The sequence below is a fragment of the Actibacterium naphthalenivorans genome (genome assembly GCF_014196965.1).
GTDB lineage: Bacteria > Pseudomonadota > Alphaproteobacteria > Rhodobacterales > Rhodobacteraceae > Actibacterium_A > Actibacterium_A naphthalenivorans.
On record NZ_JACIEQ010000003.1, the window covers coordinates 113,735 to 137,644 of the forward strand.

The following is a 23,910-nucleotide window of genomic DNA, read 5'->3' on the forward strand; positions in this document are numbered from 1 at the left end:
GCTCAGCCCATCAATCCGGGGTTCAGAATGCCGCGCGGATCGAACTGCGCGCGCAGCCCGGCGCTGATCGCGGCCAGCGGCGCCGGTTCGGGCGGGAACACCGGCCGCGCGGCACGGGTCTCTGCCCCGGCGCGGATCAGCGTGGCATGGCCCCCGATCCCCGCCAGCGCGGGGCGAATGTCACGCCCCTCGGGCACCAGCGCCCAGATCAAACCGCCGCCCCAGTCATACATCACCTCGCGGGCACCGATGGCCGCCGCCGCGCGCGGCCCGTCGGTGGGTTTCACCGAAATCCGACAGACATCGCCGGGGCGCCCCGCAAACGCCTCGACATCGCGCACCCGCTTCCATCCAGCATTCACGGCCTCCGGCTCTGTTTCCACAACCACATCCCCATAGGGCAACAACAACGCCCGCAACTGCGCCACACGATAGGATACCGACGCCGCGAACCCCTCGACACGGATCATCACCCCCGGCCCGCCCGGCACATGGGCCGCCCCCGAAACCTCGAAGGGAGAGCCCAGGGCGGCGCACAGCACGCGCACCGCCGCCTCGTCGTCCAACCCCTCCATCCTCAGCGTGGCCGCCATCTCGGGCCGCGGCAGAACCTTGAACGCAACCTCGCTCAACACCCCGATCGTGCCGAAACTCCCGGCCATCAGCTTGACCAGATCATAGCCGGTGACATTCTTCATCACCCGCCCGCCGTTCTTGATCACATCGCCGCGCCCGTCAACGAACCGCACCCCGATCAGGCTGTCGCGGCAGGCCCCGGCCTGTATCCGGCGCGGCCCCGACGCATTCACCGCCACCACGCCGCCGATCGTCGGCGCCCCCGCCGTACCCAGCAGCGCCCGGTGATCCATCGGCTCGAACGGCAGGCGCTGCCCCTCCGCCGCCAGCGCCGCCTCGACCTCCGCCAAAGGCGTGCCGGCCCGTGCCACAAGGGTCAGCGCGCCCGGCTCATACAGCGTGATCCCCGCCAGCCCGGCCAGCGAAAGCACCTCCCCCGCCACCGGCCGGCCAATCCCCCGCGTGCCGCCGCCGACAATGCGCAGGGGCCCGCCCGCGCCCGCAATGGCCTCGGCCAGATCGGCCTCTGTCTCAGGATGCATCATTCTTTTCCGTCCCAATATCCTCGGGGGTGAATTGCCGCAGGCAAGAGGGGGCAGACAGCCCCCTTACGCCGCCCTCCGCCCCGCGGTCAGCGCCAGCGGGAACACCTTCGCCGGGTTCAGCAACCACTGCGGATCGAACACATCCTTCACCCGCAACTGCGCCTCCATGTCTGCCGCCGTGAACTGCGTTCCCATCAGATCGCGCTTTTCGATCCCCACCCCGTGCTCACCGGTCAGGCAACCGCCGACCTCGACACACAGCTTCAGGATCTCGGCACCAAAGGCCTCGCATTTTTCAAGATCGCCGGGCTTGTTGGCATCGAACAGGATCAGCGGATGCATGTTGCCGTCGCCCGCGTGGAACACATTGCCCACGCCCAACCCGTATTCGGCCGACATCTCTGCGATCCGCTTCAGCACATGCGGCAGCGCTGAAACCGGGATCGTCCCGTCAAGGCAGATGTAGTCGTTGATCTGCCCCATCGCGCCAAAGGCCGATTTGCGCCCCAGCCAGATTCGCGCGCTTTCCTCGGCCGATCCGCTTTCGCGCAGCTCCACCGGATTGTGCCGGCGCGCGATCGCGGTGATCAGGTCAAGCTGTTCGGTGATCTCATCCGCAGCGCCCTCTACCTCGACAATCAGCAGCGCCTCGCAATCGGGATATCCGGCATGGGCGAAGGCCTCCGTCGCGCGGATGCAGGGCCTGTCCATGAACTCGATCGCCACCGGCAGTACGCCGGCCTTGATGATGTCCGACACGCATTGCCCGGCCACCTCGCTGCTGTCATAGCCGATCAGCACCGGTCGCGCGCCCTCGGGCTTGCGCAGGATGCGCAGGGTCGCCTCGGTCACCACGCCCAGCTGCCCTTCAGAGCCGCAGATCACACCCAGCAGATCCAGCCCGCCCGCATCCAGATGCGCGCCGCCGATCTCCACCACGGTGCCATCCATCAGCACGAGGGTCACCCCCAGCAGGTTGTTGGTCGTCACGCCGTATTTCAGGCAATGTGCGCCGCCTGAATTCATCGCGATATTCCCCGCGATGGCACAGGCAAGCTGCGACGACGGGTCGGGCGCGTAGAAGAAATCCTCTTCCTCGACCGCGCCGGTAACCGAAAGATTGGTACGCCCCGTCTGCACCCGGATGAACCGGTTCCGGTAATCGGTTTCCAGAACATCGTTCATGCGCGCCACGCCCAGAATCACGCTGTCGGCGGTCGGCAGCGCCCCGCCCGCCAGCGATGTGCCCGATCCGCGCGGCACCACCGGCACACCTTCTTCGTGGCAGATCCGCAGGATGGCAGACACCTCGGCGGTCGAGGAGGGCAGCACCGCGCAGAGCGGCGGGCAGCGATAGGCGGTCAGGGCGTCGCATTCATACGCCCGCGTTTCCGTTTCGTCATGGATGACCGCGTCGGCGGGCAACACCGAGAGGAACCGTGCCACCAGCCGTGCCTTTTTCGACAAAACCGCCGGGTTCGGATCTGGCATCTGCATGTCAGGCCTCCTCGCCTTATTGGTAATTTTTTATAACCAATTTTTCGGGGTGGCAAGGCGAATTCCGGTGTATAGGCTCAGCTCCATGGACCTTCTGAGCCACATATCCCTGTTCGGCGCGCTGGATGCGATCGCCCTGCTGTTCTGGGTCGCGGCCTGGGTCGGCATCGGCTTCGCGATCGAGCGGCCCCCGGCCAGCCGCCCCTCCGTTTCGGTACTTATGACCCAGTACCGGCGCGACTGGATGCAGGAAATGGTAACCCGCCAGCCCCGCCTGTTCGATTCCAGCATCCTGGCCTCGCTGCGCCAGGGCACCACCTTTTTCGCCTCGGCCTCGATGATCTCCATCGGGGGCGGGCTCGCCCTCATCGGCAATACCGAACGCCTGCTGGGGCTGGCCGAGGATCTGACGCTGGAAACCGCCCCCGCCGTGGTGTGGGAGGTGAAAATCCTGGCCGTGCTGCTGCTGGTCGCCAACGCCTTTCTGAAATTCGTCTGGTCGCATCGCCTGTTCGGCTATTGCGCCGTGGTCATGGCCGCCGTTCCCAATGATCCCGAACACCCCGATGCCCGGCGCCGGGCCCGGCAGGCGGCCGGGGTCAACATCTATGCCGCGCGCAGCTTCAACCGCGGCATGAGATCGATTTACTTCGCGCTTGGCGGGCTGGCCTGGCTGCTGGGGGCGGTGCCGCTGATGGTGGCGGCGGCGGTCACCCTGCTGGTGCTGTGGCGGCGCGAGTTCGCATCGGATTCCCGCCTCGCACTTCTGGATCGCACGCCAATGTGACCCCACCGGAGCCGCCGGATCTGACAGGCTGGGCATGAAGGGAGACCGACATGCGAATCCTTGCCCCCCTGCTGCTGATCGCCACCACCTCTGCCCGGGCCGATGGCCCGGTGATCGAGGATGCACAGGCCCGCAGCACCGCGCAGGGCTGGCGCTTCGACGTGACCATGCGCCACCCCGATACCGGCTGGGATCATTATGCCGACGGGTGGGAGGTGCTGGCCCCCGACGGCACCCGCCTTGGCCTGCGCCCGTTGACCCATCCGCATGAAACCGAACAGCCCTTTACCCGCTCGCTGTCCGGCATCGTCATCCCGGACGGCATCACCACGGTCACGCTGCGCGCCCGCTGCAGCGTCGATGGCTGGGCGGGAACAACGTTCACACTGCCTTTGCCGGAATAGCCGCGCGGCCGCTAGCGCCGCCCCTCGCGCAGCCAGGCACCGACGCTCAGCAGTGCCGCCAGCAACAGAAAAGCCCAGGCGGGCGCCAGCGGCACGATGGTTACATCCGCCGTCAGATAGGCATCGCGCGGGGTGATCCCGATCCAGCCGCGGCCGGCGGCCACCCGGCCTTCGCGCACCTGCCGGATATCGGGCGCGCCACGCTCAAGCGGCAGGATGCCGCCCCGCGTCGCCCGGACCGCCGCCTCAAGCTTGTCGCCGGTGGCGATGGTTTCCTCGAACTCACGCGGCGCGGCGGGGCCGAGCCCCACGACGGTTTCCAGCGCCTCGTCGCGCAGACGGTAAAGGCCGATCTCGGGCCCCTCGAACACGCCGGTGTACTTCCCCGGCTGGGTTTCCTCCAGCGGCAGCACCGTCACGGCACCGTCCGGCCCCGTAATCTCGACCGAGCGGGGCGCGTCCTGCAACGAACGGCGGGTGATGGTGAGGGTCTGCCCCTCGGCCACGGCGCTCAGCGCCTCTTCCTCCAGCTCGGGCTCCTTCATCATCCAGTGGGCCAGGCGGCGCAGCAGTTCCAGTTGCGGCCCCCCACCCTCGAACCCGCGGTTCCACAGCCAGGCGTGATCCGACGCCATCAGCGCCACGCGCCCCTCGCCGACCCGATCCAGCACCAAAAGCGGCCGGCCGCCGACCCCGCCAAGAACGGTCTGGCCGCGATTGGCCTCCAGCTCGATCAGGCGGAACCAGCGGCCCCATTCCCCGCCATTGCCTGTCCAGGCATCCTTCAGCCCCTCGGTCACGGGATGCCGCGCGCCGAGATCGGTGATTTCGGGGCGGTACCCCTCTTCGATCACCCGGGCGGTGGGCGCGGCCGGCAGGATCTCGGACAGGGGCGAGCGATAGAGGCTGTCGGCGCTGGCGAAATCCGGCCCGGCGGCGATCAGCACCGCCCCGCCTTTTTCGACATAATCGCGCACGTTATCCAGATAGATGCTGGGCAGGATCCCCCGCCGCTTGTAGCGGTCGAAGATGATCAGGTCGAATTCATCGACCTTCTCCAGAAACAACTCGCGCGTCGGAAAGGCGATCAGAGACAGTTCCGTCACCGGCACGCCATCCTGCTTCTCGGGTGGGCGCAGAATGGTGAAATGCACCAGATCGACCGAACTGTCGGATTTCAGCAGATTGCGCCAGGTGCGTTCGCCCGGATGCGGCTCGCCCGATACCAGCAACACCCGCAGCCGGTCGCGCACCCCGTTGATCTGGATCACGGCGGCATTGTTGCGATCGGTCAGTTCGCCCTCCGCCTCGGCCAGCTGAAACTGGATCACGTTCATGCCGCCATGGCTCAGCGTCACCGGCAGATCCAGATCGCGGCCCACGGGCACGGTGTAAACCTCGGGCGCGCCGCCATCCACCGCGATCGACAGTTCCGCAGACGCGCCGGCCGCGTCGGGCACCGCGCCCTGATCGTCGATCCGCAGGGTCAGCTGCACCTCTTCGTCGATGATGGCGAAGGCAGGCGCGTTCTTCACGATCAGGCGGCGGTCCCAGTCGCTCTGCCGCCCGGTCAGCAGGGTCTGCAGCGGCGCGGGCATGTCCGGGGCGTGGTCGATATCGTGGAGCTGCCCGTCGGTCAGAAGGATCGCGCCGGCCAGCCGCGCGCGCGGAACTTCTGCCATCGCCTCTGACAGCGCAGTCATCAAAAGGGTGCCGCCGTCGTCCTGCGCATCCTCCAGCGTGACCACCCGCAGCTCGGTATTGTCCATCGCCGCGATCTCGGCGCGCACCCGGTCGATCGCGTCTTCGGTCTGGGCCGGCCGGTCGGACAGTTGCTGGCTGGCGCTTTCATCGACGATCAGCAGCACGATATCGCTGAGCGGGGCGCGTTCTTCGCGCTGAAGCGACGGGTTGGCGATGGCCAGCAGCAGCGCCAGCGCCGACAGCCCGCGCAACCACCAGCCCGACAGGCCGCGCCAGACCGCAAGGACCAGAAACGCCGCCGCCAGCAGCGCCGCGCCCGACAGCACCGCCCAGGGCAACAGCGGGTCGAAGATCACCGCGCCGTTCATTGTCCCAACCTGTCAAGCAGGGCGGGCACGTGCACCTGATCGGATTTGTAGTTTCCGGTCAGCACATGCATCACCAGATTGATACCGAAGCGATAGGCGATCTCGCGCTGCCGCTCGCCCGCATAGCCACGCCCCACCGGGAACATCTGCAGCCCCCGGTCATCCACCGCCCAGGCGGCGGCCCAGTCGTTGCCGCCGATCACCACCGGCGTCACCCCGTCGTTGAGGTTGCGAAACGGCATGCCCTCGGCCAGTTCGGCGTCCGGGGGCGCAGCCTCGACCCACACATCGCGCGCGGCGAACCGGCCCGGGAAATCCTGCAGCAGGTAGAAGGTACGGGTCAGCACGTGATCCTCCGGGATCGGCTCCAGCGGCGGAATGTCCAGCGGCCGGGCCAGCTCCTGCAGCTTGCGCGCCTCGGGCGATCCGCCGCCGAACTGCGCCACATCCGCGTCGCGCGTATCCATCAGGATCATTCCGCCGGTACGCAGATAGCGGTTGAGCCTCGCATAGGCCGCGGCCGAGGGGCGCGGCTGATTTGCGGTGATCGGCCAGTAGAGGAACGGGAAGAATGACAATTCATCGGTTTCCAGGCTGACGGCGATCGGCGCGGCGGGCTCCACCGATGTGCGTTGCGCCAGCTTTTCCGACAGGCCCCGCAGCCCGGCCGCGGCGATCCTGTCCACCCGCGCGTCCCCCGACAGCACATGGGCCAGCACCACCTCTGACGTCGCCGCCAGCGCCAATGTATCATCCGCCGTCTGCGCCGGGGCATCCGTGGGCAGCACCAGCACCAGCATCAGCACCGCCGCAACCCCCGCGCGCGGCCCGCGCAACCGGCCCGACAGGAACAGCGAGGCGATGATATCAAGCGCCAGGAGCACCAGCGCCGCCGCCAGGAAAGCCCCTTTCAGGAAGGTTTCGCGCGCCACGCTCAGCCCCTCGATCACGATCCGGGCGGGCCAGCTTGCGGCGGCCAATCTCTTGTCGGCGGAAAAGATGTTGAGCGCGATGCGCCGGTCTTCGCCCGCGTAAAGGCCGGGCGGCAGGCGGTGCGACGGCAGGCCCGAGGCCAACGCCTCGCCCGGAACGCCGGGCATGTTGCCCGCGCCGCCGATCTCGCCGAAGGCGTTCAGCAGATCCTCGGGCACCCAGACGGTGCCGGCCAGATCCTCGGCCGAGGGCTGCGCCGGGCGGGTCGAGATCGCCAGCCGCTCCAGCATCTGCACGAAAAGGCCCGACAGCGGCAAGCTCGACCATTCGGCATTCGCGGTGACGTGGAACAGCACGATCTGCCCCTGCCCCACCCGTTTGCGCGTGACCAGCGGCGTGCCGTCGGCCAGCGCCGCGATCGAGCGTTCGGCCAGTTCCGGCCCCGGCTGCGCCATCACCTGCGCCGAAACCGTAACATCCGCCGGCACCGGCAGTCCGAAAAACGGCGAGTTGTCGGGGAACGGGCGCAGCGCCTTGGGCGCGCCCCAGCTCATCGCGCCGCCCACGGTGCGGCCCCCGGCACGCAGGCGCACCGGCATCAGCGCATCCTCGGCATCGCGGCTGACATCGCTGGCGGCAAGACGCGGCCCGGCGAACCGCACCAGCAGCCCGCCCTGATCCAGCCACTCCAGCAGCGCGGCCTCTTCCGTTTCGGTGACCTTCGCCACATCGGCCAGCACGATCACATCGGGGTTGGCCAGCAGGATATCCACCAGATCACCCCCGATCAGATCGGCACTGGGTTCCAGCGCCTGATGCAGGAAATGCAGCGGCGACAACAGCTCCAGCCCCTCGCGGTCTTCGCGCCCGGCGATCAGCGCGACCTCGCGCCGTTTCAGGCTGTCGTCGGTCAGCGTCACCGCCGCCGCCGACCGCACGCCCGACACCGCGAAGCGGGTGATCCGGTTGCGCAATTCGGGCGGCAGAACCAGCGCCACCTCGGCCGCGTCCTCTCCCAGCTCGAACTCCGCCGTCGCGCGGGCCAGGTCACGCTCTACCCCGTTGGGGTCCAACCCGGTGGCGGTGACGGTCACCTCGGCCACCTCGTCCGCGCGGGCGCGCAGGGCGGTCAGGGCGATTTGCCCGTCTTCGAACCGGGCCGGGCGCAGCGCGTAGATCGGGCGCGGGCTTTCGAACACGGTGACCGTGCCGTGGCGTTCCAGCGCCTCCAGCAGCGGCAGGCGCGTATCCCGCGCCGCCCCGTCCGACAGCCAGAACGTATCGAACCGCCCCGACAGCGCGGCGGCCCATGCGGCCAGATCCTCGGCATCCGGCTCCCACGCGGCGGGGGTCAGGCCGGGCAGCCGCGCCTGCCACGCGTCGGCGGCCTGAAACGGTACGCCGCCTTCCGGCAGATCGGTGGTCTGGACAAGGGCAACCGGGCGCGCGTTCCGCGCCGCCTCGGCCAACAGCGCCTCGACCCGATCGATGCGGCGCGGCCAGTCGCGCGCGTCGGCCCAGGTGCCGTCGATCAGCACCAGCAGCGGGCCGGTGCCCGCACGCTCTTGCTGTGGGTTCAGGATCGGGCCGGCGAAGCCGACGATGACGGCGGCAATCGCCAGCATCCGCAGCAGCAAAAGCCACCATGGCGTCTTGTCGGTCTGGCTTTCGTCATCGGTCAGGCCCAGCAGCAGCGCCACGCCGGGAAACCGCCTGCGGATCGGCGCGGGCGGCACCGCGCGCAGCACCAGCCACAGCACCGGCAGCGCGAGCAGCCCCAGCAACAGCCAGGGCGCGGTGAAACCGAGGGGACCCAGCATGAACATCAGCGCACCCGTTCCAGCGCCCGGAACAGCCACAAAAGCGCCCCCTGCGCGCTTTCCCCCGTGTGGTGACAATCGTAGTGCCAGCCGGCGATGCGGGTCAGATCGGCCAGCCGTGCCTTGCGCTGCGCCAGCCGTTCCAGATAGCGGCCGCGCAGATCGCCCGCCTTCAGCGTCTCATGGCGCAGGCTGCCCGACATGCTTTCGAAAATCGTGCGCCCGTCGAACGGAAAGGCCTCTTCCTGCGGGTCCAGAACCTGCAGGAGCGCGCCTTTCACACCCCGGTCGGCCGCCTTGGCCAGCGCCGCCTCGACCGGCGCCATGTCGCCCATGAAATCCGACAGGAACAGCGCGCGCGAATGCGGCAGCATCCCCCGCGCTTCGGGCACACCGTAATCGGGCGCCGCGCCCTCGTGGCTGAACGCCTCGGCCAGGCGCAGCAGCTGCAACTCGCCGCGGCGCGGCGGCAGATCGAAACCCGAAAGTCCCACACGCTCGCCCCCGCGGATCAGCAGCACCGACAGTGCCAGCGCCAGAACCCGCGCGCGGCCGGCCTTGCTCACACGACCGGCATCCCCGGCAAACCGCATCGACTGGGCGTCGTCGACCCAGATCAGCACCGATTGCGCCGCCTGCCATTCCTTTTCCCGCACGAAATGCTGATCCGACCGGCCCGAGCGGCGCCAGTCGATGCTGCGCGCCTCGTCGCCGGGCGTGGCCGGGCGGTATTGCCAGAATTCGTCGCCCATGCCCGCCCGCCGGCGCCCGTGTTCGCCCAGCAGCACCGTGGCGGCCAGATGCTCGGCCTCGGCCAGCAGCGGGGGCAGCGGCGCGGCCAGATCCTCGGCACGGGAACGAAGGGCGGCGGGAGTGCTCACGCGGCGGCCTCGATCCTGGTCACGCTGTCGCAGACGCCTTGAATGATGTCATCCAGATTTTCGCCCCGCGCCCGCGCCGCAAAGCTCAGCGCCATGCGGTGCTTCAGCACCGGCCCGGCCATTTTCAGCACATCCTCGGCGGATGGCACCAGCCGCCCTTCCAGCAGGGCCTGTGCCCGCACCGTCAGCATCAGCGATTGCGCCGCGCGCGGGCCGGGGCCCCAGGCCACATTGTCGCGCACCACCTGCGGCGCGTCGGCATCGCCGGGGCGGCAGGCGCGCACCAGATCGAGGATCAGCGCCACCACAGCCTCGCCCACCGGCATCCGGCGCACGGTGTTCTGCGCGGCGATCAGCTCGGCGGCGGTGAACACGGCATGGGCGTCATCCTCTGACACGCCGGTGGTGGCGATCAGGATCTCATGCTCGGTCTTACGGTCGGGATAGGGCACGTCGATCTGCACAAGAAACCGGTCGAGCTGCGCCTCGGGCAGCGGATAGGTGCCCTCCTGCTCGATCGGGTTCTGCGTCGCCAGAACGTGAAACGGCTGATCCAGCGCGTGTTCTTGTCCGGCGATGGTCACCGATTTTTCCTGCATCGCCTGCAGCAGCGCCGATTGCGTCCGTGGGCTGGCGCGGTTGATCTCGTCGGCCATCAGAAGCTGACAGAAGATCGGCCCCCGGACAAAGCGGAACGCGCGGCTGCCGTCACCGGCGGTTTCCAGAACTTCCGAGCCCAGAATATCGGCCGGCATCAGATCCGGCGTGAACTGGATGCGCGCGCCCTGCAACCCCATCACCGTGGACAGCGTGTTGACCAGCCGCGTCTTGCCCAGCCCCGGCAGGCCGATCAGCAACCCGTGCCCGCCGCACAAAAGCGCGCTGAGCGTCAGCTCCACAACCCTGGGCTGTCCGATGAACCGCCTGGAGATGCTCGCCTTCGCCTCTGCCAGCTTGATGCCCAGCGTTTCGATCTCCGCCACCAGTTGCGCGTCATCGCTCATGACATCTCTCCTTGCGGTCATATATGATCCCATTAAAGGCAAGTATGGCGCCGGGCACAAATGGCAAAAAGCAGTAGCGGACAAATGATCGTGAAACCGACAGTGGAAAATCTGGCAGACGCCGCAAAACAGGCGGGCAAGAAGGGGCCGCCGCCGGTGCATCTATGGAATCCGCCGTTCTGCGGTGATCTCGACATGCGTATCGCGCGGGACGGCACGTGGTTCTATCTTGGCACGCCGATCGGCCGTCCGGGCCTAGTGAAGCTGTTTTCATCGATTCTGCGCAAGGACGGCGAAGACTATTTCCTCGTCACCCCGGTGGAAAAAGTTGGCATCACGGTCGAGGATGCCCCCTTCGTCGCCCAGGATTTCGAAACGGAAGGCGCTGATAAAGAGCAGAATATCACCTTCTTCACCCATGTCGGCGATGCCGCCACCGCCGGCCCCGACCACCCGATCCGGGTGGCGCGCGATTCCGAAACCGGCGAACCCTCGCCCTACGTCACCATCCGCGCCAACCTCGAGGCGCTGATCGACCGCAAGAGCTTTTACCGGCTGGTCGATATCGGCAGCCATGCGCCGCATGAGGGGCAAAGCTGGTTCGGCCTGTGGTCCGGCGGGGTGTTTTTTCCGATCATCCCATCGGCGGAACTGCGCTGAAAAATGTTCCGCTTTGCCGCGAATCTAAGCTTTCTGTTCACCGAGCATGCCTTCCCCGACAGGTTCGCCGCCGCCCGCACCGCCGGATTCGGCGCCGTGGAGATGCTGTTTCCCTATGCCCATTCCATCGATGACATCCGTACCTGGCTGGATGCCGAAACGCTCGACCTGGCGCTGTTCAACACGCCGGTGCATGACTGGGCCGAGGGCGGGCGCGGGGTGGCGGCGATCCCCGGAGAGACCGGCCGCTTCCGCGATGAGTTCGATCTGGCGCTCAGCTATGCCGAAGAGCTGCGCCCGGCCCATATCCACATCATGTCCGGCCTGAGCGCCGGCAGCGCCGCCCGCGATTGCCTGATCGACAATCTGGCCTGGGCCGCCCGCCACGCCCCCGACCAGAGCCTGACCATCGAACCGATCAACCGCGCCGACATGCCGGGCTATTTCCTGAACGATTTCGCCGCCGCCGCCCGGATCATCACCGAGGTCGGCGCCCCCAACCTGGCCCTGCAGTTCGACGCCTATCACGCCCACCGCATCCACGGCGATCTGACGGCCCTGTGGGCGCGTTTCGGTCCGATCACCCGGCATGTGCAGATCGCCGGTGCCCCGGGCCGGCACGAACCAGCCGGCGGCACGATCGACTACACCGCCTTCTTCGGCCAGCTTGCCCAGAGCGGCTATGACGGCTTTGTCGGCGCGGAATATCATCCGGCGGGCACCACCACGGCCGGGCTGGCATGGTTTTACCGCGCGCCGAGCTGACTCGAGGGTTGCAGACCCGCCGCGCCGCGCCATACTGCGCGCGGCAACACGAGGCTCCCATGATCCCCAAACGGTTTGAATTCGTCGTCTTCGGCCTGGTTCTGTCGGGGCTGATGTCCTTTCTGGTGTCGGGTATCGCCACCGCCCGCACGACGGGCCTTGTCGAGAGCTTTCCCGGCCTCTGGATCGGCGCCTGGCTGACGTCCTGGCTGGTGGCCTTCCCGGCGGTGCTGGTTGTGGCCCCGATCGCCCGGCGCCTTGTTCACCGCCTGATCAGACAGGACTGACAGCCTCAGTCAGGCCGCCGCTGATCGGCACAGCCAGAGGCGGCCGTCTCCAGCTCCAGCGTCGCGTGAAAAATCCCGAACCGTTCGGCCAGCATCGTCTTGATCCGCTCGGTCAGCTCGGCGAAATCCGCGCCGTCGCGCACCACAAGATGCGTCTCGAAGGCGGTCCTGTGCTCATCGATCTGCCACAGATGGGTGTGATGGATATCCTCGACCCCCTCCTGCGCGGCAACGCCGGCCCGAACCGCCGCGATATCCGGCGAGGCGGGGCTGCCCAGCATCAGGATCCGAACCACCGGCATCACCTCGCGCCCGGCATGCCACAGGATGTACCCGGCAATCCCCAGCGTCACCAGCGGATCGATCAGCCGCCAGTCATAGATCAGGATCAGCGTGCCCGCAAAGATCACGGCGACCGAACTGAGCGCATCCGCGAGATTGTGCAGGAACGCGGCGCGGATGTTCACACTGTCTTTCGACATCGCATAGGTCAGCGCGGCGGTCACAGCGTCCACCAAAAGCGCAACACCGGCCACGATGACCACGGTCCAGCCCTCCACCCCCGGCGGATCGAGCAGCCGCATCACCGCCTCGGCGATCAGATAGAACGCAATGACAAACAGCGTGGTATAGTTCACCAGCGCCGCCACCACCTCGGCCCGGCCATAGCCGAAGGTCATGCGCGCGTCCCGCGGCCGCCGCGCGATCCGCCGCGCCACCAGCGCGATGATCAGCGAAACCGCATCGGAAAAATTATGGATCGCATCGGCGATCAGCGCCAGAGAGCCCGAAAGCACCCCGCCGACAATCTGCACCAGCGTCAGCGCCATGTTCACCACCACCGCCCAGGCCACGCGCCTGTCGCCCGCACCCGGATCGATATGGTGATGATGATGGTGATCGTGGGGCAAGGGCCGCATCAACTCCAAAGCTGGCACCAGCTATCCGACAGCCTCGGCCCGATTACAAGCGCGCAGGGGTGCAAAGAACGCCGCACCCCCGCCTTCATCTTTCCGCAAATATCCCCGCCGGAGGCACCCGCGCGCCCGACAGGGCGCGCGGCACAAACCGGTCCGGAACCGCCCTCAATGCGCCTCGGCCCAGTTCGCCCCCTGCCCCGCATCCACCGTCAGCGGCACGTCCAGCTTTACGGCGGGCATCGCCGCCCCCTCCATCACCTTGCGCACAACCGCGATGGTATCGTCCACCGCGCCCGCCTCCACCTCGAACAGCAATTCGTCATGCACCTGCAGCAGCATCTTCGCGGGCAGCCCGCAGGTCGCCCGCGGCATCCGGATCATCGCCCGGCGGATCACATCCGCCGCCGTGCCCTGGATCGGCGCGTTGATCGCCGCGCGCCTGGCAAAGCCGGCGCCGGGGCCCTTGGCATTGATCTCGGGCGTGTGGATCTTGCGCCCGAACAGGGTCTCGACAAACCCGTGTTCCTTGGCGAATTTCACCGTGTCATCCATATATTCCCGGATACCGGGAAACCGCTCGAAATAACGGTCGATGAAGCCCTGCGCCTCGCCGCGCGGTATGCGCAGATTGCGCGCCAGGCCGAAGCCCGAAATGCCATAGATCACCCCGAAGTTGATCGCCTTGGCCTGCCGCCGGATGTCCGGCGTCATTTCGTCGAGCGGCACGTCGAACATCTCGGACGCGGTCAGGGCGTGAATGTCCTGCCCCTCGCGAAACGCCTGTTTCAGCTCGTCGATCCCCGCGACATGGGCCAGAATGCGCAGCTCGATCTGGCTGTAGTCGAGCGACACGATCACCTTGCCCGTCTCGGCCACGAAGGCCTCGCGGATGCGGCGGCCCTCTTCGGAGCGTACGGGGATGTTCTGCAGGTTCGGATCGGTCGAGGCCAGCCGCCCGGTGTTCGCCCCAGACTGGATGTAGGAGGTATGCACCCGGCCCGTCTCGGGATTGATATGGTCCTGCAAGGCATCGGTATAGGTCGATTTCAGCTTCGACAGCTGGCGCCAGTCCAGCACCCGCGCGGGCAGGTCGTGCCCCTCGGCCGCCAGGTCCTCCAGCACATCGGCGCCGGTGGCATAGGCGCCGGTCTTGCCCTTCTTGCCGCCCTCCAGCCCCATCTTGTCGAACAGGATCTCGCCCAACTGCTTGGGCGACCCCACGTTGAAGCTCTGGCCGGCCAGGTCGTGGATCTCGGCCTCCAGCCCCGCCATCTTCTGGGCAAAGGCGTTCGACATCCGGCTCAGCGTGTCGCGGTCCACCTTGATGCCGGCCATTTCCATCTCGGCCAGCACCGGCACCAGCGGCCGTTCCAGCGTCTCGTACACCGTGGTCACCCGCCGCTGATGCAGCTGCGGCTTGAACAGTTGCGACAGGCGCAGGGTGATGTCTGCATCCTCGGCCGCGTATTTCACCGCGTCGCCGATCGGCACCCGGTCGAAGGTGATCGCCGACTTGCCGCTGCCCAGCAGCGATTTGATCGGGATCGGCACGTGATCCAGATAGCGCTCCGACAGCGCATCCATGCCATGCCCGTGCAGGCCCGAATTGAGCGCATAGGACATCAGCATCGTGTCGTCGATCGGGGCCACCTGAATCCCGTAGCGCGCGAAGATCTTCGCATCGTATTTCATGTTCTGGCCGATCTTCATCACCGCCGGGTCTTCCAGCAGCGGCTTCAGCAGATCCAGCGCGGCATTCAGCGGCATCTGCCCTTCGGCCAGATTGTCCGAGCCGAACAGATCGTCCGAGCCATCCCTGTGGCCCAGCGGAATATAACACGCCTGCCCAGGCTCGACCGACAACGAGATCCCCACCAGATCGGCGCGCATTTCATCCAGGCTGGTGGTTTCGGTATCGACCGCGACCCAGCCGCGTGCATTGGCGCGCTCGATCCACAGGCCCAGCGCCGCCGCATCGCGGACGCATTCATAGCCTTCGGGCACGAAGGGCAGGTTTTCCGGCGCGTCGGGTTCAGCGCTGGGGTTGGCGCCCGCCGGGTTGGTGTCGGGGATCGCGGGCGGCGCGACCCCGAGGTTCTCGGCCACCCTTTTGCTGAGCGTGCGAAACTCCATCTGCCCCAGAAACCCCAGCAACGCGTCGGGGTCGGGCTCCTGCACCTCGAGCGCGTCCAGCGTGAAATCAAGCGGCGTCTGCGCGTCGAGCTGCACAAGCTGCCGCGACAGGCGGATCTGATCGGCCTTTTCGATCAGGGTCTGGCGCCGCTTGGGCTGTTTGACCTCTTCGGCCCGGGCCAGCAGGCTGTCCAGATCGCCATATTCGTTGATCAGAAGCGCGGCGGTCTTGATCCCGATGCCGGGGGCGCCGGGGATGTTGTCGACACTGTCGCCGGCCAGCGCCTGCACATCCACCACGCGGTCGGGGCCGACGCCGAACTTCTCTGCCACCTCCTCGACGCCGATGCGCTTGTTCTTCATCGCGTCCAGCATCTCGACCCCGCCGCCGACAAGCTGCATCAGATCCTTGTCGGAGCTGATGATCGTCACCCGCCCGCCGGCGTCGCGTGCCTGCACGGTCAGGGTGGCGATGATGTCGTCGGCCTCGTAGCCCTCCTTTTCGATACAGGCGATGTTGAAGGCGCGCGTGGCCTCGCGCGTCAGCGGGATCTGCGGGCGCAGATCCTCGGGCATGTCTTCGCGGTTGGCCTTGTAGAGATCATAAAGATCGTTGCGGAAGGTGTGGCTGCCCTTGTCGAAGATCACCGCCACATGGGTGGGCGCGTCGGGGCCCTTGTTGTCTTCGACATATTTGAAGATCATGTTGCAAAACCCGGCCACGGCGCCAATCGGCAGCCCGTCGGATTTGCGCGTCAGCGGCGGCAGCGCGTGGAAGGCGCGGAAGATGAAGGCCGAACCGTCGATCAGATGCAGATGGCAGCCTTTGCCGAATGCCATTGGGGGTGCTCCCTTCACAGGGGGCGGCTCTTCGCTCTGCTCAACGCCCGGGTCGAAGAGCGCCCGGAAGGGAGCGATGAGATGCCCGCCTCACTTCACCTTGTCGGCGAAACTTTCGTGGATGAATTTCTTGTCGCAATAGCCGCATTCGACGAAGCCTTCGTCTTGCGGAATCATCAGCCAGACGCGCGGATGGCCAAGCGCCCCCTCGCCCCCGTCGCAGGCGACGCGCCAGGTGCTTACAACTTCGGTTTCGGGGGCTTCGATCGTCATGCGCGGGGCTCCGTATTGCCGGGCGGCGGTATCGCCTCTGGTCGCCGGGCATGATAGCGGAACCGCGCGCGGGAGCAACCGCCGAAACCGTCGCGCGGCACCGGCAAAACGTTGACATCGGCGCAGGCGCGCTAACGTTGACATCGGCGCAGGCGCGCTGTTGCTTGGCCACGTCAACCACCAGGAGGCGCGTTCGCGCATGTGGATCACCCTGCGCACCCTTGCGATCGCCGCCCTCAGCGCGGGCCTGGCCTATCTTCTGCACGTGCCCGCGCCGTTCCTGACCGGACCCGCATTCTGCGTCACCCTCGCCGCGCTTCTGGGGCTGCGCGCGGTGATCCCCGACCGGCTGCGCGATGCGATCTTTCTGGTGATCGGAATCAACATGGGCACGTCTGTCACCCCTGCCGCCGTCGCCACCGCCGCACAGTGGCCGGGCAGCCTTTTGATGCTTTGCCTGTCGGTCACGGTCATCCTTGTCGGCGGCGCGTGGCTGTTGCGCGCGGTGTTCGGGATGGACAGGATGTCATCGCTGCTGGCCGCCACGCCCGGCCATCTGAGCTTTGTCATCAGCCTGTCGGGCGACATGAAGACCGACCTGCCGAGGGTGACGATGATCCAGACCATGCGGGTGCTGCTGCTCACGCTGCTGGTGCCCTTCGTCGCGCCGTTGCTGGCCGACCACCCGCTGCCCGCGATGCGCCAGACCGGCACGGCGATGTCGCTGCCGGCGCTTGCGGTGCTGGCCGCGCTGTCGGGTCTCGCGGGGCTGGCCTTCACGCGCCTGCGGGTGCCCGCCGCGCTGCTGCTGGGCGGGATGGCGGTGTCTTCGGTGGCACACGGGGCCGGGATCACCGAAGGGGCGGTGCCGCGCTGGCTGTCGCTTCCGGCTTTCGTGATCATGGGCGCGCTGATCGGCACCCGTTTCACCGGCATCACCTTCCGCATGGTGGCGCAATCCTTCGGCGCGACTTCGTTGCTCACCGGATTTGCCGCGCTCACCTCGCTTGCCGCATCGGTTATCGTGGCGCGGCTGATCCATCTGCCGGTGGTGACGGTTCTGATCGCCTTTGCCCCCGGCGGGCTGGAAACGATGATGGCCATGTCGGTGCTGATGGATGCGAACCCGGCCTATGTGGCGGCGCATCACGTGTTCCGGCTGATCTTCCTGACCTTCGCGTTGCCGGTGGTGGTGTCACGCTTCGGCGCGCGGGCCTAGCGCGGCCCGGTCATGTCATTTCATTCGCGCGCGCGCAGCACCCGCGCGGGGCGCGCCGCCAGGGGACGCAGGGCAAAGCCCAGCCCGGCCAGCAGTGTCGCCAGCACCCCGCCCGACACGATCAGCAGCGCCGATACCGGCTCGAACGTGTAATCCGCCTCCATCACGAAGGTCATCACCGCCCAGCCGGCCAGACCGCCCGCGAAGACAGCCACCAGCCCCGCCGCCGCCCCGAGGATGGCCGAGCGCAGGGCGAAATAGGCCAGCACCTGGCCACGCACCGCCCCCACCGTTTTCAACACCGCCGCCTCGAACACCCGCGCACGCTCGCCCGCCGCGGCGGCGCCGATCAGCACGAAGAGGCCGGTCACAAGCGTGGCCATCGCGCCATAAGTGACGGCGGCGGCCAGTCCGCGCAGCACCTCGGACACCCGGTCGATCGCGTCGCGCACCCGGATTGCGGTGATGTTGGGATAGGCCGCCGCGAGATCACGCAACAGCGGCGCCTCGGCGGCCGCGTCGGCATAGATCGTCGAGATTGCGGTATGCGGCGCCCCCTGCAGCGCGCCGGGGTTCATCGACAGCACGAAGCCGATGCCGGCGGTGGAAAAATCCACCACCCGGAAACTGGTGATCGTTGCGGTGATGTCGCGGCCGAGGATGTTCACCGTCACCGCATCGCCCAGCTTCAGCCCCATCTCGCGCGCCTCTTCGTCGGCGAAGCTCATCACCGGGGGGCCGTCATAGCCCTCGGGCCACCATGCGCCCTGGGTGATGACGGTGCCCTCGGGCGCGCTGTCCGAAGAGGTCACGCCCCGGTCACCGTTCAGCACCCAGTGATCGCCGGCCACCTCGCGCGCGGGGCGGCCGTTGATGCGGGTGATCACCCCGCGCAGCATCGGCGCGGTCTGTACCTTGTGAACGCCGGGGTCACGCTCGACCCGCGCCAGATAGCCGGGCAACTGGTCGGGCTGGATATCGACGATGAAATACGAGGGCGCCACGCCCGGCAGCTCCTCGGCAATCGCGGCCTGCATATTGGCGTTGATCTGCCCCACCGCCGCCAGCACCGACAGGCCAAGGCCCAGCGACAGCACGACAGACGTTGCCTCGCCCCCCGGCCCGCCGACCGCGCCAAGCGCCAGCCGCAGCGCGCTGTGGCCGCGCAACGCCTTTGCCCGCGCGCCGCGCCGCGCCAGCCAGCGCACCGCCCGCGCGGCCGCCACCAGCAGCAACAGCGCCCCCAGGATGCCCGCCGCAGCCCAAAGCGCCAGATCCGGCACGCCCGACAGCACCGCCGCCGCGCCGACCAGCAGCGCCGCAAGGGCCACCAGCGCCGCCAGGACGCGCGGCCCCGGCATCGCCCGCACCGGGCCCGAGGCATCGCGAAACAGGGCCGCCGCCCGCACCTCGGCCGTTCGCGCCAGCGGCCAGAGGGTGAACAGCAGTGCCGTCAGCGCGCCGTAAAGCGCCGCCTCGGCCAGCGGGCCGGGATGAAAGCGGATGTCGGCGGGCACCGGCAGCTGCGCCTCGATCAACGGCGCCAGCAACAGCGGCACCGCCCCGCCCAGCACAAGGCCGAGCCCGATGCCCAACGCCGCCAGCACCCCGATCTGCATCAGATAGGCCATGAAGATGGTGCGCCCCTCGGCCCCCAGCGTTTTCAGCGTGGCGATCACCGCGGTCTTGCCATCCAGATAGGCGCGCACGGCGGCCGATACCCCAACCCCGCCCACCGCCAGCCCCGCCAGCCCGACCAGCACCAGAAACGCGCCCACGCGCTCGACGAACATCGTCATCCCCGGTGCGGCGTTGCGGCTGTCGCGCCAGCGCATCCCGCTGTCACGAAAGCGGCGCGTGGCCTCTGCCTCCAGCGCCGCCAGATCGGCGCCGGCGGGCAGCGCGAGGCGGTAATCGGTGTCAAACAGCGTGCCCGGCGCCAACAGGCCCGCGCCTTCCAGCGCCGCGCGACGCAGGATCGTCGGCGGGCCGAGGCCGAAGCCGCCCGCCGCATCATCCGGCGCGCGGATCAGGATCGCGCGCAGCGTGAACGCCTTTTCTCCCAGGCGGAATCCGTCGCCCACCGACAGGCCCAGCCGGTCGGCCAGCACCCGCGCCATCACCGCGCCGTCGCCGGTCAGCGCGGCGTCCAGCGGCAGCGCCGGTTCCAGCTCCACCGCGCCATAGAGCGGATAAAGCCCGTCGACGGCCTTTACCTCTGTCAGCGCGCGTTCGGCCACGCCATCGCGCTCGACCACGGCCATCGAGCGGAAATCCACCGTCTCCGACACCCGCGTGGCGATCCCGGCCATCCAGGCCCGTTCCGCCGCGTCGGCAGAGCGATAGGTGAAAGACATCTGCGCATCGCCGCCCAGCAGCACCGCGCCGTTCCTGCGCAGCCCGTCCTGGATGCTTTCGCGCACCGAACCCACCGCCGCGATCGCGGCAACGCCAAGCGCCAGGCAGGCCAGAAACACGCGGAACCCGCTGAGCCCGCCGCGCAGTTCGCGCCGCGCGATCCGGGCGGCGACGGCGACGCTCATTCCGCCGCCTTGCGGGCGCGATCCACACGCCCGTCGAGCAACCCGACGATCCTGTCGCAGCGCGCCGCAAGTTCGGGCGCATGTGTCACCAGAACCAGGGTCGCGCCGTGCCGGTCGCGCAGGCCGAACAGCAGATCCATGATCGCCGCGCCATTGGCGCCGTCCAGATTGCCCGTGGGCTCATCGGCCAGCAGAGTGTCCGGCCGCGGCGCCGCGGCGCGGGCCAGCGCCACGCGCTGCTGTTCGCCGCCCGACATCTGGCCGGGGTAATGATCCATCCGTGTGGCCAGCCCGACCGCGCGCAGCTCTTCCTCGGCCCGCTCGAACGCGTCGGGCGCGCCCGCCAGTTCCAGCGGCGTGGCGACATTTTCCAGCGCGGTCATGGTCGGGATCAGGTGGAAAGACTGGAACACCACCCCCATATGCTGCCTGCGGAAGCGGGCAAGCTGATCCTCGTTCATCGCGGTCAGGTCCTGGCCCATTGCCATGACCGTGCCCGAGGTGGCACGCTCGAGCCCGCCCATGAGCATCAGGAGTGACGATTTGCCCGATCCCGACGGCCCGACCAGCCCCAGCGTTTCGCCCCGCTGCACGTCCAGCGAGACGCCGTGCAGAATCTCCACCGCACCGGCATTGCCTTTCAGGGTCAGGGTCACATCTTTCAAAGCGAGGATCGGCGCGGCCATGGCGGGCTTTCTGTCTGGTTTTCCTTTCAGCCGATATGGGGCAAAGCGCCGGCTGGACAAGCACGCGGCGGCGCTTGTGGCCCTGCTGTTGCTGGCCGGCCCCGCAATCGCCGGAAACGTCACCATCGCCGCGCTGGGCGACAGCCTGACCCAGGGCTATGGCTTGCCGCAGGAACAGGGTTTCGTGCCCCGGCTTCAGGCCTGGCTGCGCGACAATGGCGCCGATGTGACCGTGCTGAATGCCGGCGTGTCGGGCGACACCACCGCCGGCGGGCTGTCGCGCGTCGGCTGGACGCTGAGCGACGAGGTGGATGCGATGATCGTGGCCCTTGGCGGCAATGACATGCTGCGCGGGATCGATCCCGCCGTCAGCCGCGCCAACCTTGCCGGTATCCTCGACGCCGCGCGCGACAGGGACGTGCCCGTCCTGCTGGTCGGGATTTCGGCGCCGGGGAACTATGGGCCAAGCTACAAGGCCGCCTTTGACGCGATCTATCCCGACCTTGCCGCCGCTTACGGCACGCTGCTGCACGAAGACTTCCTGTCCGCCATCGCCGCCAGGGCCGATCTGCAGGGCGCCATGCGGCTTTACATGCAGCCTGACGGCATCCATCCCAACGCGCGCGGCGTCGATCTGATTGTCGCGGCCATCGGCCCCGGCGTGCTGGAGCTGATCGCCCGCGCCAGGTAGGCGCGCCGCGCTGGTCAAACCCGCGCAATTCCTCGATGCTGCGCGGCAACGCCCGGAGGATGCCGTGGAAATTCTTGAAAAGCTGAAACAGATCGTCGGCCCGGCGCATGTGCTGACCGGCGACATGGCCGCAGGCTATGGCCGCGACTGGACAGGCGCCTACGGCTCCGCCCCGCTGGCCGTTCTGCGCCCCGGCACGCGGGACGAGGCCGCCGCCATCCTGCGGCTGGCGCATGACGCGCGCCTGCCGGTGGTGCCTGTGGCGGGCAACACCGGGCTGGCGGGTGGCACATTTGCAGAGGGCGCGCTGATGATTTCGGTCGAGCGGATGAACCGCATCCGCGACATCCGCCCCGGCGCGCGGGTGGCGGTTGTCGAGGCCGGGGTGATTCTGTCTGCCCTGCATGACGCGGCCGAGGCGCAGGGGCTGATCTTCCCGCTGTTCTTCGGCGCGCGCGGCTCGGCGATGATCGGCGGCGTGCTTTCCACCAACGCGGGCGGATCGAACGTGCTGCGCTATGGCAACACCCGCGCGCTGTGCCTGGGGCTGGAGGTCGTTCTGCCCGACGGCCGGGTGATGGATCTGATGGGGGCGCTGCACAAGGACAATACGGGCTATGACCTGAAGGACCTGTTCATCGGCGCCGAGGGCACGCTGGGCCTGATCACCGCCGCGGTGCTGAAGCTGATGCCCAAGCCGCGCGCCCATGCCACCGCCATGGTGGCGGTGCCCGCCCTGCCCGACGCGCTGATGCTGCTCAACCGCCTGCAGGACGAGACCGGCGGCGCGGTCGAGGCGTTCGAATACATGCCAGCCGACTATATGGCGCGGCTGGCCGCCTGCCGCCCCGACCTGCGCCCGCCCTTCGCCACGCCGCATGCGGTGAACATCCTCGTCGAGGTCGGCGCCACCGCCCCGCGCGATGCCACGCCGCTGCCCGACGGCAGCCTGCCTGTCGTTACCCATCTGGAAGAAACGCTGGCCGCGATGATGGCGGATGGCGCGGTGCTGGACGCCGTCGTCGCCCGGTCAGAGGCGCAGCGCGCCGAAATCTGGGAGCGGCGGGAAGCGGCGGCGGAGATCACCTTTTCGCGCGGCCCGATCGTGGACAGCGACATCGCCCTGCCGCTGGACGGGGTGGTGCCGTTTCTGGAGCGGATGCAGGTGCTGCTGCCCCGGATCGACCCCGGCGCCGAAACCATCACCGTGGGCCATCTGGGCGACGGCAATCTGCATTACGCGGTCTGGCCTTCGCGCGATGACGCGGCGCTGAAAGACGCGATCCGCGAAACGGTCGAGGATGTGGTGGCGGAGCTTGGCGGCAGTTTTTCGGCCGAACACGGGATCGGCCTGTCGAAGAAATCCACGATGGCGCGGCGCAAGGATCCCGTGGCGCTGGCGGTGATGGCGCAGATCAAGGCGGCGCTCGATCCGCAAGGCATCATGAACCCCGGCAAGCTGCTTCCGGAGTGAGGCGCACCATCCGGCCCCGCCGCCTGTGACCGGCGGGGGATGAGTATTTGGGCCGAGAAGAAACGGAAGGTGTTTTTTCGGGTTTGCGGGCTGATATCCGATTATTCGACGAATGCCTTTTCGACGACGAATTCGGCGGGCTTGCTGTTGGCACCCTCGCCCAGGCCGGCGGCCTTGCACAGGCTCATGATATCGGTGTTGAGCCCCATCGACCCGCAGATCATGACCCGGTCGGCGGCGGGCGACCATGCGGGCAGATCGAGGGCGCCGAAGACGCGGCCATCGCGAATATGATCGCTGATCCGGCCTTCTCGGGCGGATGGCGCGCGGGTTGTGGTCGGGTAGTAATGCAGCTTTCCGGTGACCTGCTCTCCGATCAGCGGATCGTCGGGGAGCGCCGTGACGACGGCGCGGCCATAGGCGAGTTCGGCCGTGTTGCGGCAGGTATGGGCCAGCACCACATTTTCGTAGCGCGCATAGGTATCGGGATCGCGCAGGAGCGAGGCGAAGGGGGCCACGCCGGTTCCGGTGCAGATCATCCAGAGTGTCTTGCCGGGCAGCAGCGCATCGAGCACCAACGTGCCGACCGGCTTGGGCCGCAGGATGATCTGATCGCCCGCGCCGATCTGTTGCAGGCGCGAGGTCAGCGGGCCGTCCGGTACCTTGATCGAATAGAACTCCAGTTCTTCGTCCCAGCTGGGCGATGCGATGGAATAGGCGCGCAGAAGCGGTTTTCCATCTTCCTTCGGAAGCCCGATCATCACGAATTCGCCGGAGCGAAAGCGCAGGCTGCGCGGTCGGGTGACGCGGAAGGAGAAGAGCGTATCCGTCCAGTGGGTGACCGCGGTGACGGTCTGGGCATCGGGCAGGGCCGGGGTTTGGGGGCGTTGCATGTTCATC

General features: G+C 67.9%; 20 protein-coding genes. 8 read left to right on the forward strand and 12 right to left on the reverse strand.

From position 1 onward, the window contains the following. Window positions 1–2 precede the first annotated feature (2 nt). Together GGR17_RS11810 and GGR17_RS11815 are read right to left on the reverse strand one after the other, a co-directional pair. Window positions 3–1,118, reverse strand: coding sequence for an FAD-binding protein (locus GGR17_RS11810; RefSeq protein ID WP_054540467.1), 1,116 nt, complete (start codon window positions 1,116–1,118; stop codon window positions 3–5). A 66-nt stretch (window positions 1,119–1,184) separates the two neighbouring features. Then, window positions 1,185–2,618 (reverse strand): FAD-linked oxidase C-terminal domain-containing protein, encoded by a 1,434-nt coding sequence (locus GGR17_RS11815; RefSeq protein WP_054539754.1) that lies wholly within the window; start codon window positions 2,616–2,618, stop codon window positions 1,185–1,187. An 85-nt stretch (window positions 2,619–2,703) separates the two neighbouring features. Here GGR17_RS11815 and GGR17_RS11820 point away from each other — a divergent pair, with 85 nt between their 5' ends. Then, a complete protein-coding gene (locus GGR17_RS11820; RefSeq protein WP_037209381.1) occupies window positions 2,704–3,405 on the forward strand; it encodes a DUF599 domain-containing protein in 702 nt (233 codons plus the stop codon). A 50-nt stretch (window positions 3,406–3,455) separates the two neighbouring features. Beyond that, complete coding sequence (locus GGR17_RS11825; RefSeq protein ID WP_054539755.1) at window positions 3,456–3,809, forward strand: hypothetical protein; 354 nt, start codon at window positions 3,456–3,458, stop codon at window positions 3,807–3,809. Between the two features lie 11 nt (window positions 3,810–3,820). Here the strand turns inward: GGR17_RS11825 and GGR17_RS11830 are convergent, their stop codons facing one another. The 4 genes from GGR17_RS11830 to GGR17_RS11845 are packed head-to-tail and all read right to left on the reverse strand — an operon-like array spanning window position 3,821 to window position 10,519. Then, window positions 3,821–5,881 carry a glutamine amidotransferase gene (locus GGR17_RS11830; protein WP_054539756.1) on the reverse strand — a complete coding sequence of 687 codons (2,061 nt, stop codon included), beginning with the start codon at window positions 5,879–5,881 and terminating at the stop codon, window positions 3,821–3,823. Continuing rightward, complete coding sequence (locus GGR17_RS11835) at window positions 5,878–8,640, reverse strand: DUF4159 domain-containing protein (protein ID WP_054539757.1); 2,763 nt, start codon at window positions 8,638–8,640, stop codon at window positions 5,878–5,880. The genes GGR17_RS11830 and GGR17_RS11835 overlap by 4 nt, the downstream gene beginning before the upstream one ends. Next, window positions 8,640–9,515, reverse strand: a complete 876-nt coding sequence (locus tag GGR17_RS11840; RefSeq protein ID WP_054539758.1) for a DUF58 domain-containing protein — start codon at window positions 9,513–9,515, stop codon at window positions 8,640–8,642. Before GGR17_RS11840 ends, GGR17_RS11835 begins: the two co-directional genes overlap by 1 nt. Further along, a complete protein-coding gene (locus tag GGR17_RS11845; RefSeq protein ID WP_037209371.1) occupies window positions 9,512–10,519 on the reverse strand; it encodes an AAA family ATPase in 1,008 nt (335 codons plus the stop codon). The genes GGR17_RS11840 and GGR17_RS11845 overlap by 4 nt, the downstream gene beginning before the upstream one ends. Window positions 10,520–10,603: 84 nt before the next feature. Between GGR17_RS11845 and GGR17_RS11850 the strand changes: the two genes are divergently transcribed. Genes GGR17_RS11850 through GGR17_RS11860 form a run of 3 tightly spaced genes read left to right on the forward strand, consistent with a single transcriptional unit; the run spans window position 10,604 to window position 12,231 of the window. Next, on the forward strand, window positions 10,604–11,179 hold the full coding sequence (locus GGR17_RS11850) for a DUF1285 domain-containing protein (protein ID WP_369817412.1): 576 nt from the start codon (window positions 10,604–10,606) through the stop codon (window positions 11,177–11,179). A 3-nt stretch (window positions 11,180–11,182) separates the two neighbouring features. Beyond that, the gene (locus tag GGR17_RS11855) at window positions 11,183–11,944 is read left to right on the forward strand and encodes a hydroxypyruvate isomerase family protein (protein WP_054539760.1); all 762 of its coding nucleotides are present in this window, start codon (window positions 11,183–11,185) and stop codon (window positions 11,942–11,944) included. A gap of 59 nt (window positions 11,945–12,003) precedes the next feature. After that, complete coding sequence (locus GGR17_RS11860; RefSeq protein ID WP_037209367.1) at window positions 12,004–12,231, forward strand: DUF2798 domain-containing protein; 228 nt, start codon at window positions 12,004–12,006, stop codon at window positions 12,229–12,231. 5 nt (window positions 12,232–12,236) lie between these two features. On the opposite strand, the gene GGR17_RS11865 is transcribed toward GGR17_RS11860, so the two are convergent. From GGR17_RS11865 to GGR17_RS11875, 3 genes are all read right to left on the reverse strand, one after another. Beyond that, window positions 12,237–13,142 carry a cation diffusion facilitator family transporter gene (locus GGR17_RS11865; protein WP_054540468.1) on the reverse strand — a complete coding sequence of 302 codons (906 nt, stop codon included), beginning with the start codon at window positions 13,140–13,142 and terminating at the stop codon, window positions 12,237–12,239. Window positions 13,143–13,316: 174 nt separating this feature from the next. Next, complete coding sequence (polA, locus tag GGR17_RS11870; protein WP_054539761.1) at window positions 13,317–16,124, reverse strand: DNA polymerase I; 2,808 nt, start codon at window positions 16,122–16,124, stop codon at window positions 13,317–13,319. Between the two features lie 90 nt (window positions 16,125–16,214). Continuing rightward, the gene (locus GGR17_RS11875) at window positions 16,215–16,397 is read right to left on the reverse strand and encodes a zinc-finger domain-containing protein (protein ID WP_037209363.1); all 183 of its coding nucleotides are present in this window, start codon (window positions 16,395–16,397) and stop codon (window positions 16,215–16,217) included. Window positions 16,398–16,596: 199 nt separating this feature from the next. Here GGR17_RS11875 and GGR17_RS11880 point away from each other — a divergent pair, with 199 nt between their 5' ends. Next, on the forward strand, window positions 16,597–17,616 hold the full coding sequence (locus GGR17_RS11880) for an AbrB family transcriptional regulator (protein WP_054539762.1): 1,020 nt from the start codon (window positions 16,597–16,599) through the stop codon (window positions 17,614–17,616). Between the two features lie 20 nt (window positions 17,617–17,636). Here the strand turns inward: GGR17_RS11880 and GGR17_RS11885 are convergent, their stop codons facing one another. Together GGR17_RS11885 and GGR17_RS11890 are read right to left on the reverse strand one after the other, a co-directional pair. Beyond that, window positions 17,637–20,159: an ABC transporter permease gene (locus tag GGR17_RS11885; RefSeq protein ID WP_054539763.1), complete on the reverse strand. Its 2,523-nt coding sequence runs from the start codon at window positions 20,157–20,159 to the stop codon at window positions 17,637–17,639. Beyond that, entirely contained in the window at window positions 20,156–20,845 is a 690-nt protein-coding gene (locus GGR17_RS11890; RefSeq protein ID WP_054539764.1) for an ABC transporter ATP-binding protein, read from the reverse strand. The genes GGR17_RS11885 and GGR17_RS11890 overlap by 4 nt, the downstream gene beginning before the upstream one ends. Between GGR17_RS11890 and GGR17_RS11895 the strand changes: the two genes are divergently transcribed. Then, window positions 20,844–21,536 (forward strand): arylesterase, encoded by a 693-nt coding sequence (locus GGR17_RS11895; RefSeq protein ID WP_082386669.1) that lies wholly within the window; start codon window positions 20,844–20,846, stop codon window positions 21,534–21,536. The two genes, GGR17_RS11890 and GGR17_RS11895, sit on opposite strands and share 2 nt — an antisense overlap. Window positions 21,537–21,600: 64 nt before the next feature. After that, entirely contained in the window at window positions 21,601–23,010 is a 1,410-nt protein-coding gene (locus GGR17_RS11900; protein ID WP_054539765.1) for an FAD-binding oxidoreductase, read from the forward strand. A 101-nt stretch (window positions 23,011–23,111) separates the two neighbouring features. Here the strand turns inward: GGR17_RS11900 and GGR17_RS11905 are convergent, their stop codons facing one another. Further along, complete coding sequence (locus GGR17_RS11905) at window positions 23,112–23,909, reverse strand: ferredoxin--NADP reductase (RefSeq protein ID WP_054539766.1); 798 nt, start codon at window positions 23,907–23,909, stop codon at window positions 23,112–23,114. Between the last annotated feature and the right edge of the window lies 1 nt (window position 23,910).

Bases quoted from the DNA above. Each gene is read 5' to 3' on its own strand.
- GGR17_RS11850 (WP_369817412.1), top strand. From the start codon at position 10,604: ATGATCGTGAAACCGACAGTGGAAAATCTGGCAGACGCCGCAAAACAG.
- GGR17_RS11810 (WP_054540467.1), bottom strand. From the start codon at position 1,118: ATGCATCCTGAGACAGAGGCCGATCTGGCCGAGGCCATTGCGGGCGCG.
- GGR17_RS11820 (WP_037209381.1), top strand. From the start codon at position 2,704: ATGGACCTTCTGAGCCACATATCCCTGTTCGGCGCGCTGGATGCGATC.
- GGR17_RS11855 (WP_054539760.1), top strand. From the start codon at position 11,183: ATGTTCCGCTTTGCCGCGAATCTAAGCTTTCTGTTCACCGAGCATGCC.
- polA (WP_054539761.1), bottom strand. From the start codon at position 16,124: ATGGCATTCGGCAAAGGCTGCCATCTGCATCTGATCGACGGTTCGGCC.
- GGR17_RS11835 (WP_054539757.1), bottom strand. From the start codon at position 8,640: ATGTTCATGCTGGGTCCCCTCGGTTTCACCGCGCCCTGGCTGTTGCTG.
- GGR17_RS11830 (WP_054539756.1), bottom strand. From the start codon at position 5,881: ATGAACGGCGCGGTGATCTTCGACCCGCTGTTGCCCTGGGCGGTGCTG.
- GGR17_RS11885 (WP_054539763.1), bottom strand. From the start codon at position 20,159: ATGAGCGTCGCCGTCGCCGCCCGGATCGCGCGGCGCGAACTGCGCGGC.
- GGR17_RS11875 (WP_037209363.1), bottom strand. From the start codon at position 16,397: ATGACGATCGAAGCCCCCGAAACCGAAGTTGTAAGCACCTGGCGCGTC.
- GGR17_RS11860 (WP_037209367.1), top strand. From the start codon at position 12,004: ATGATCCCCAAACGGTTTGAATTCGTCGTCTTCGGCCTGGTTCTGTCG.
- GGR17_RS11845 (WP_037209371.1), bottom strand. From the start codon at position 10,519: ATGAGCGATGACGCGCAACTGGTGGCGGAGATCGAAACGCTGGGCATC.
- GGR17_RS11815 (WP_054539754.1), bottom strand. From the start codon at position 2,618: ATGCAGATGCCAGATCCGAACCCGGCGGTTTTGTCGAAAAAGGCACGG.
- GGR17_RS11890 (WP_054539764.1), bottom strand. From the start codon at position 20,845: ATGGCCGCGCCGATCCTCGCTTTGAAAGATGTGACCCTGACCCTGAAA.
- GGR17_RS11895 (WP_082386669.1), top strand. From the start codon at position 20,844: ATGGCGGGCTTTCTGTCTGGTTTTCCTTTCAGCCGATATGGGGCAAAG.
- GGR17_RS11905 (WP_054539766.1), bottom strand. From the start codon at position 23,909: ATGAACATGCAACGCCCCCAAACCCCGGCCCTGCCCGATGCCCAGACC.
- GGR17_RS11880 (WP_054539762.1), top strand. From the start codon at position 16,597: ATGTGGATCACCCTGCGCACCCTTGCGATCGCCGCCCTCAGCGCGGGC.
- GGR17_RS11825 (WP_054539755.1), top strand. From the start codon at position 3,456: ATGCGAATCCTTGCCCCCCTGCTGCTGATCGCCACCACCTCTGCCCGG.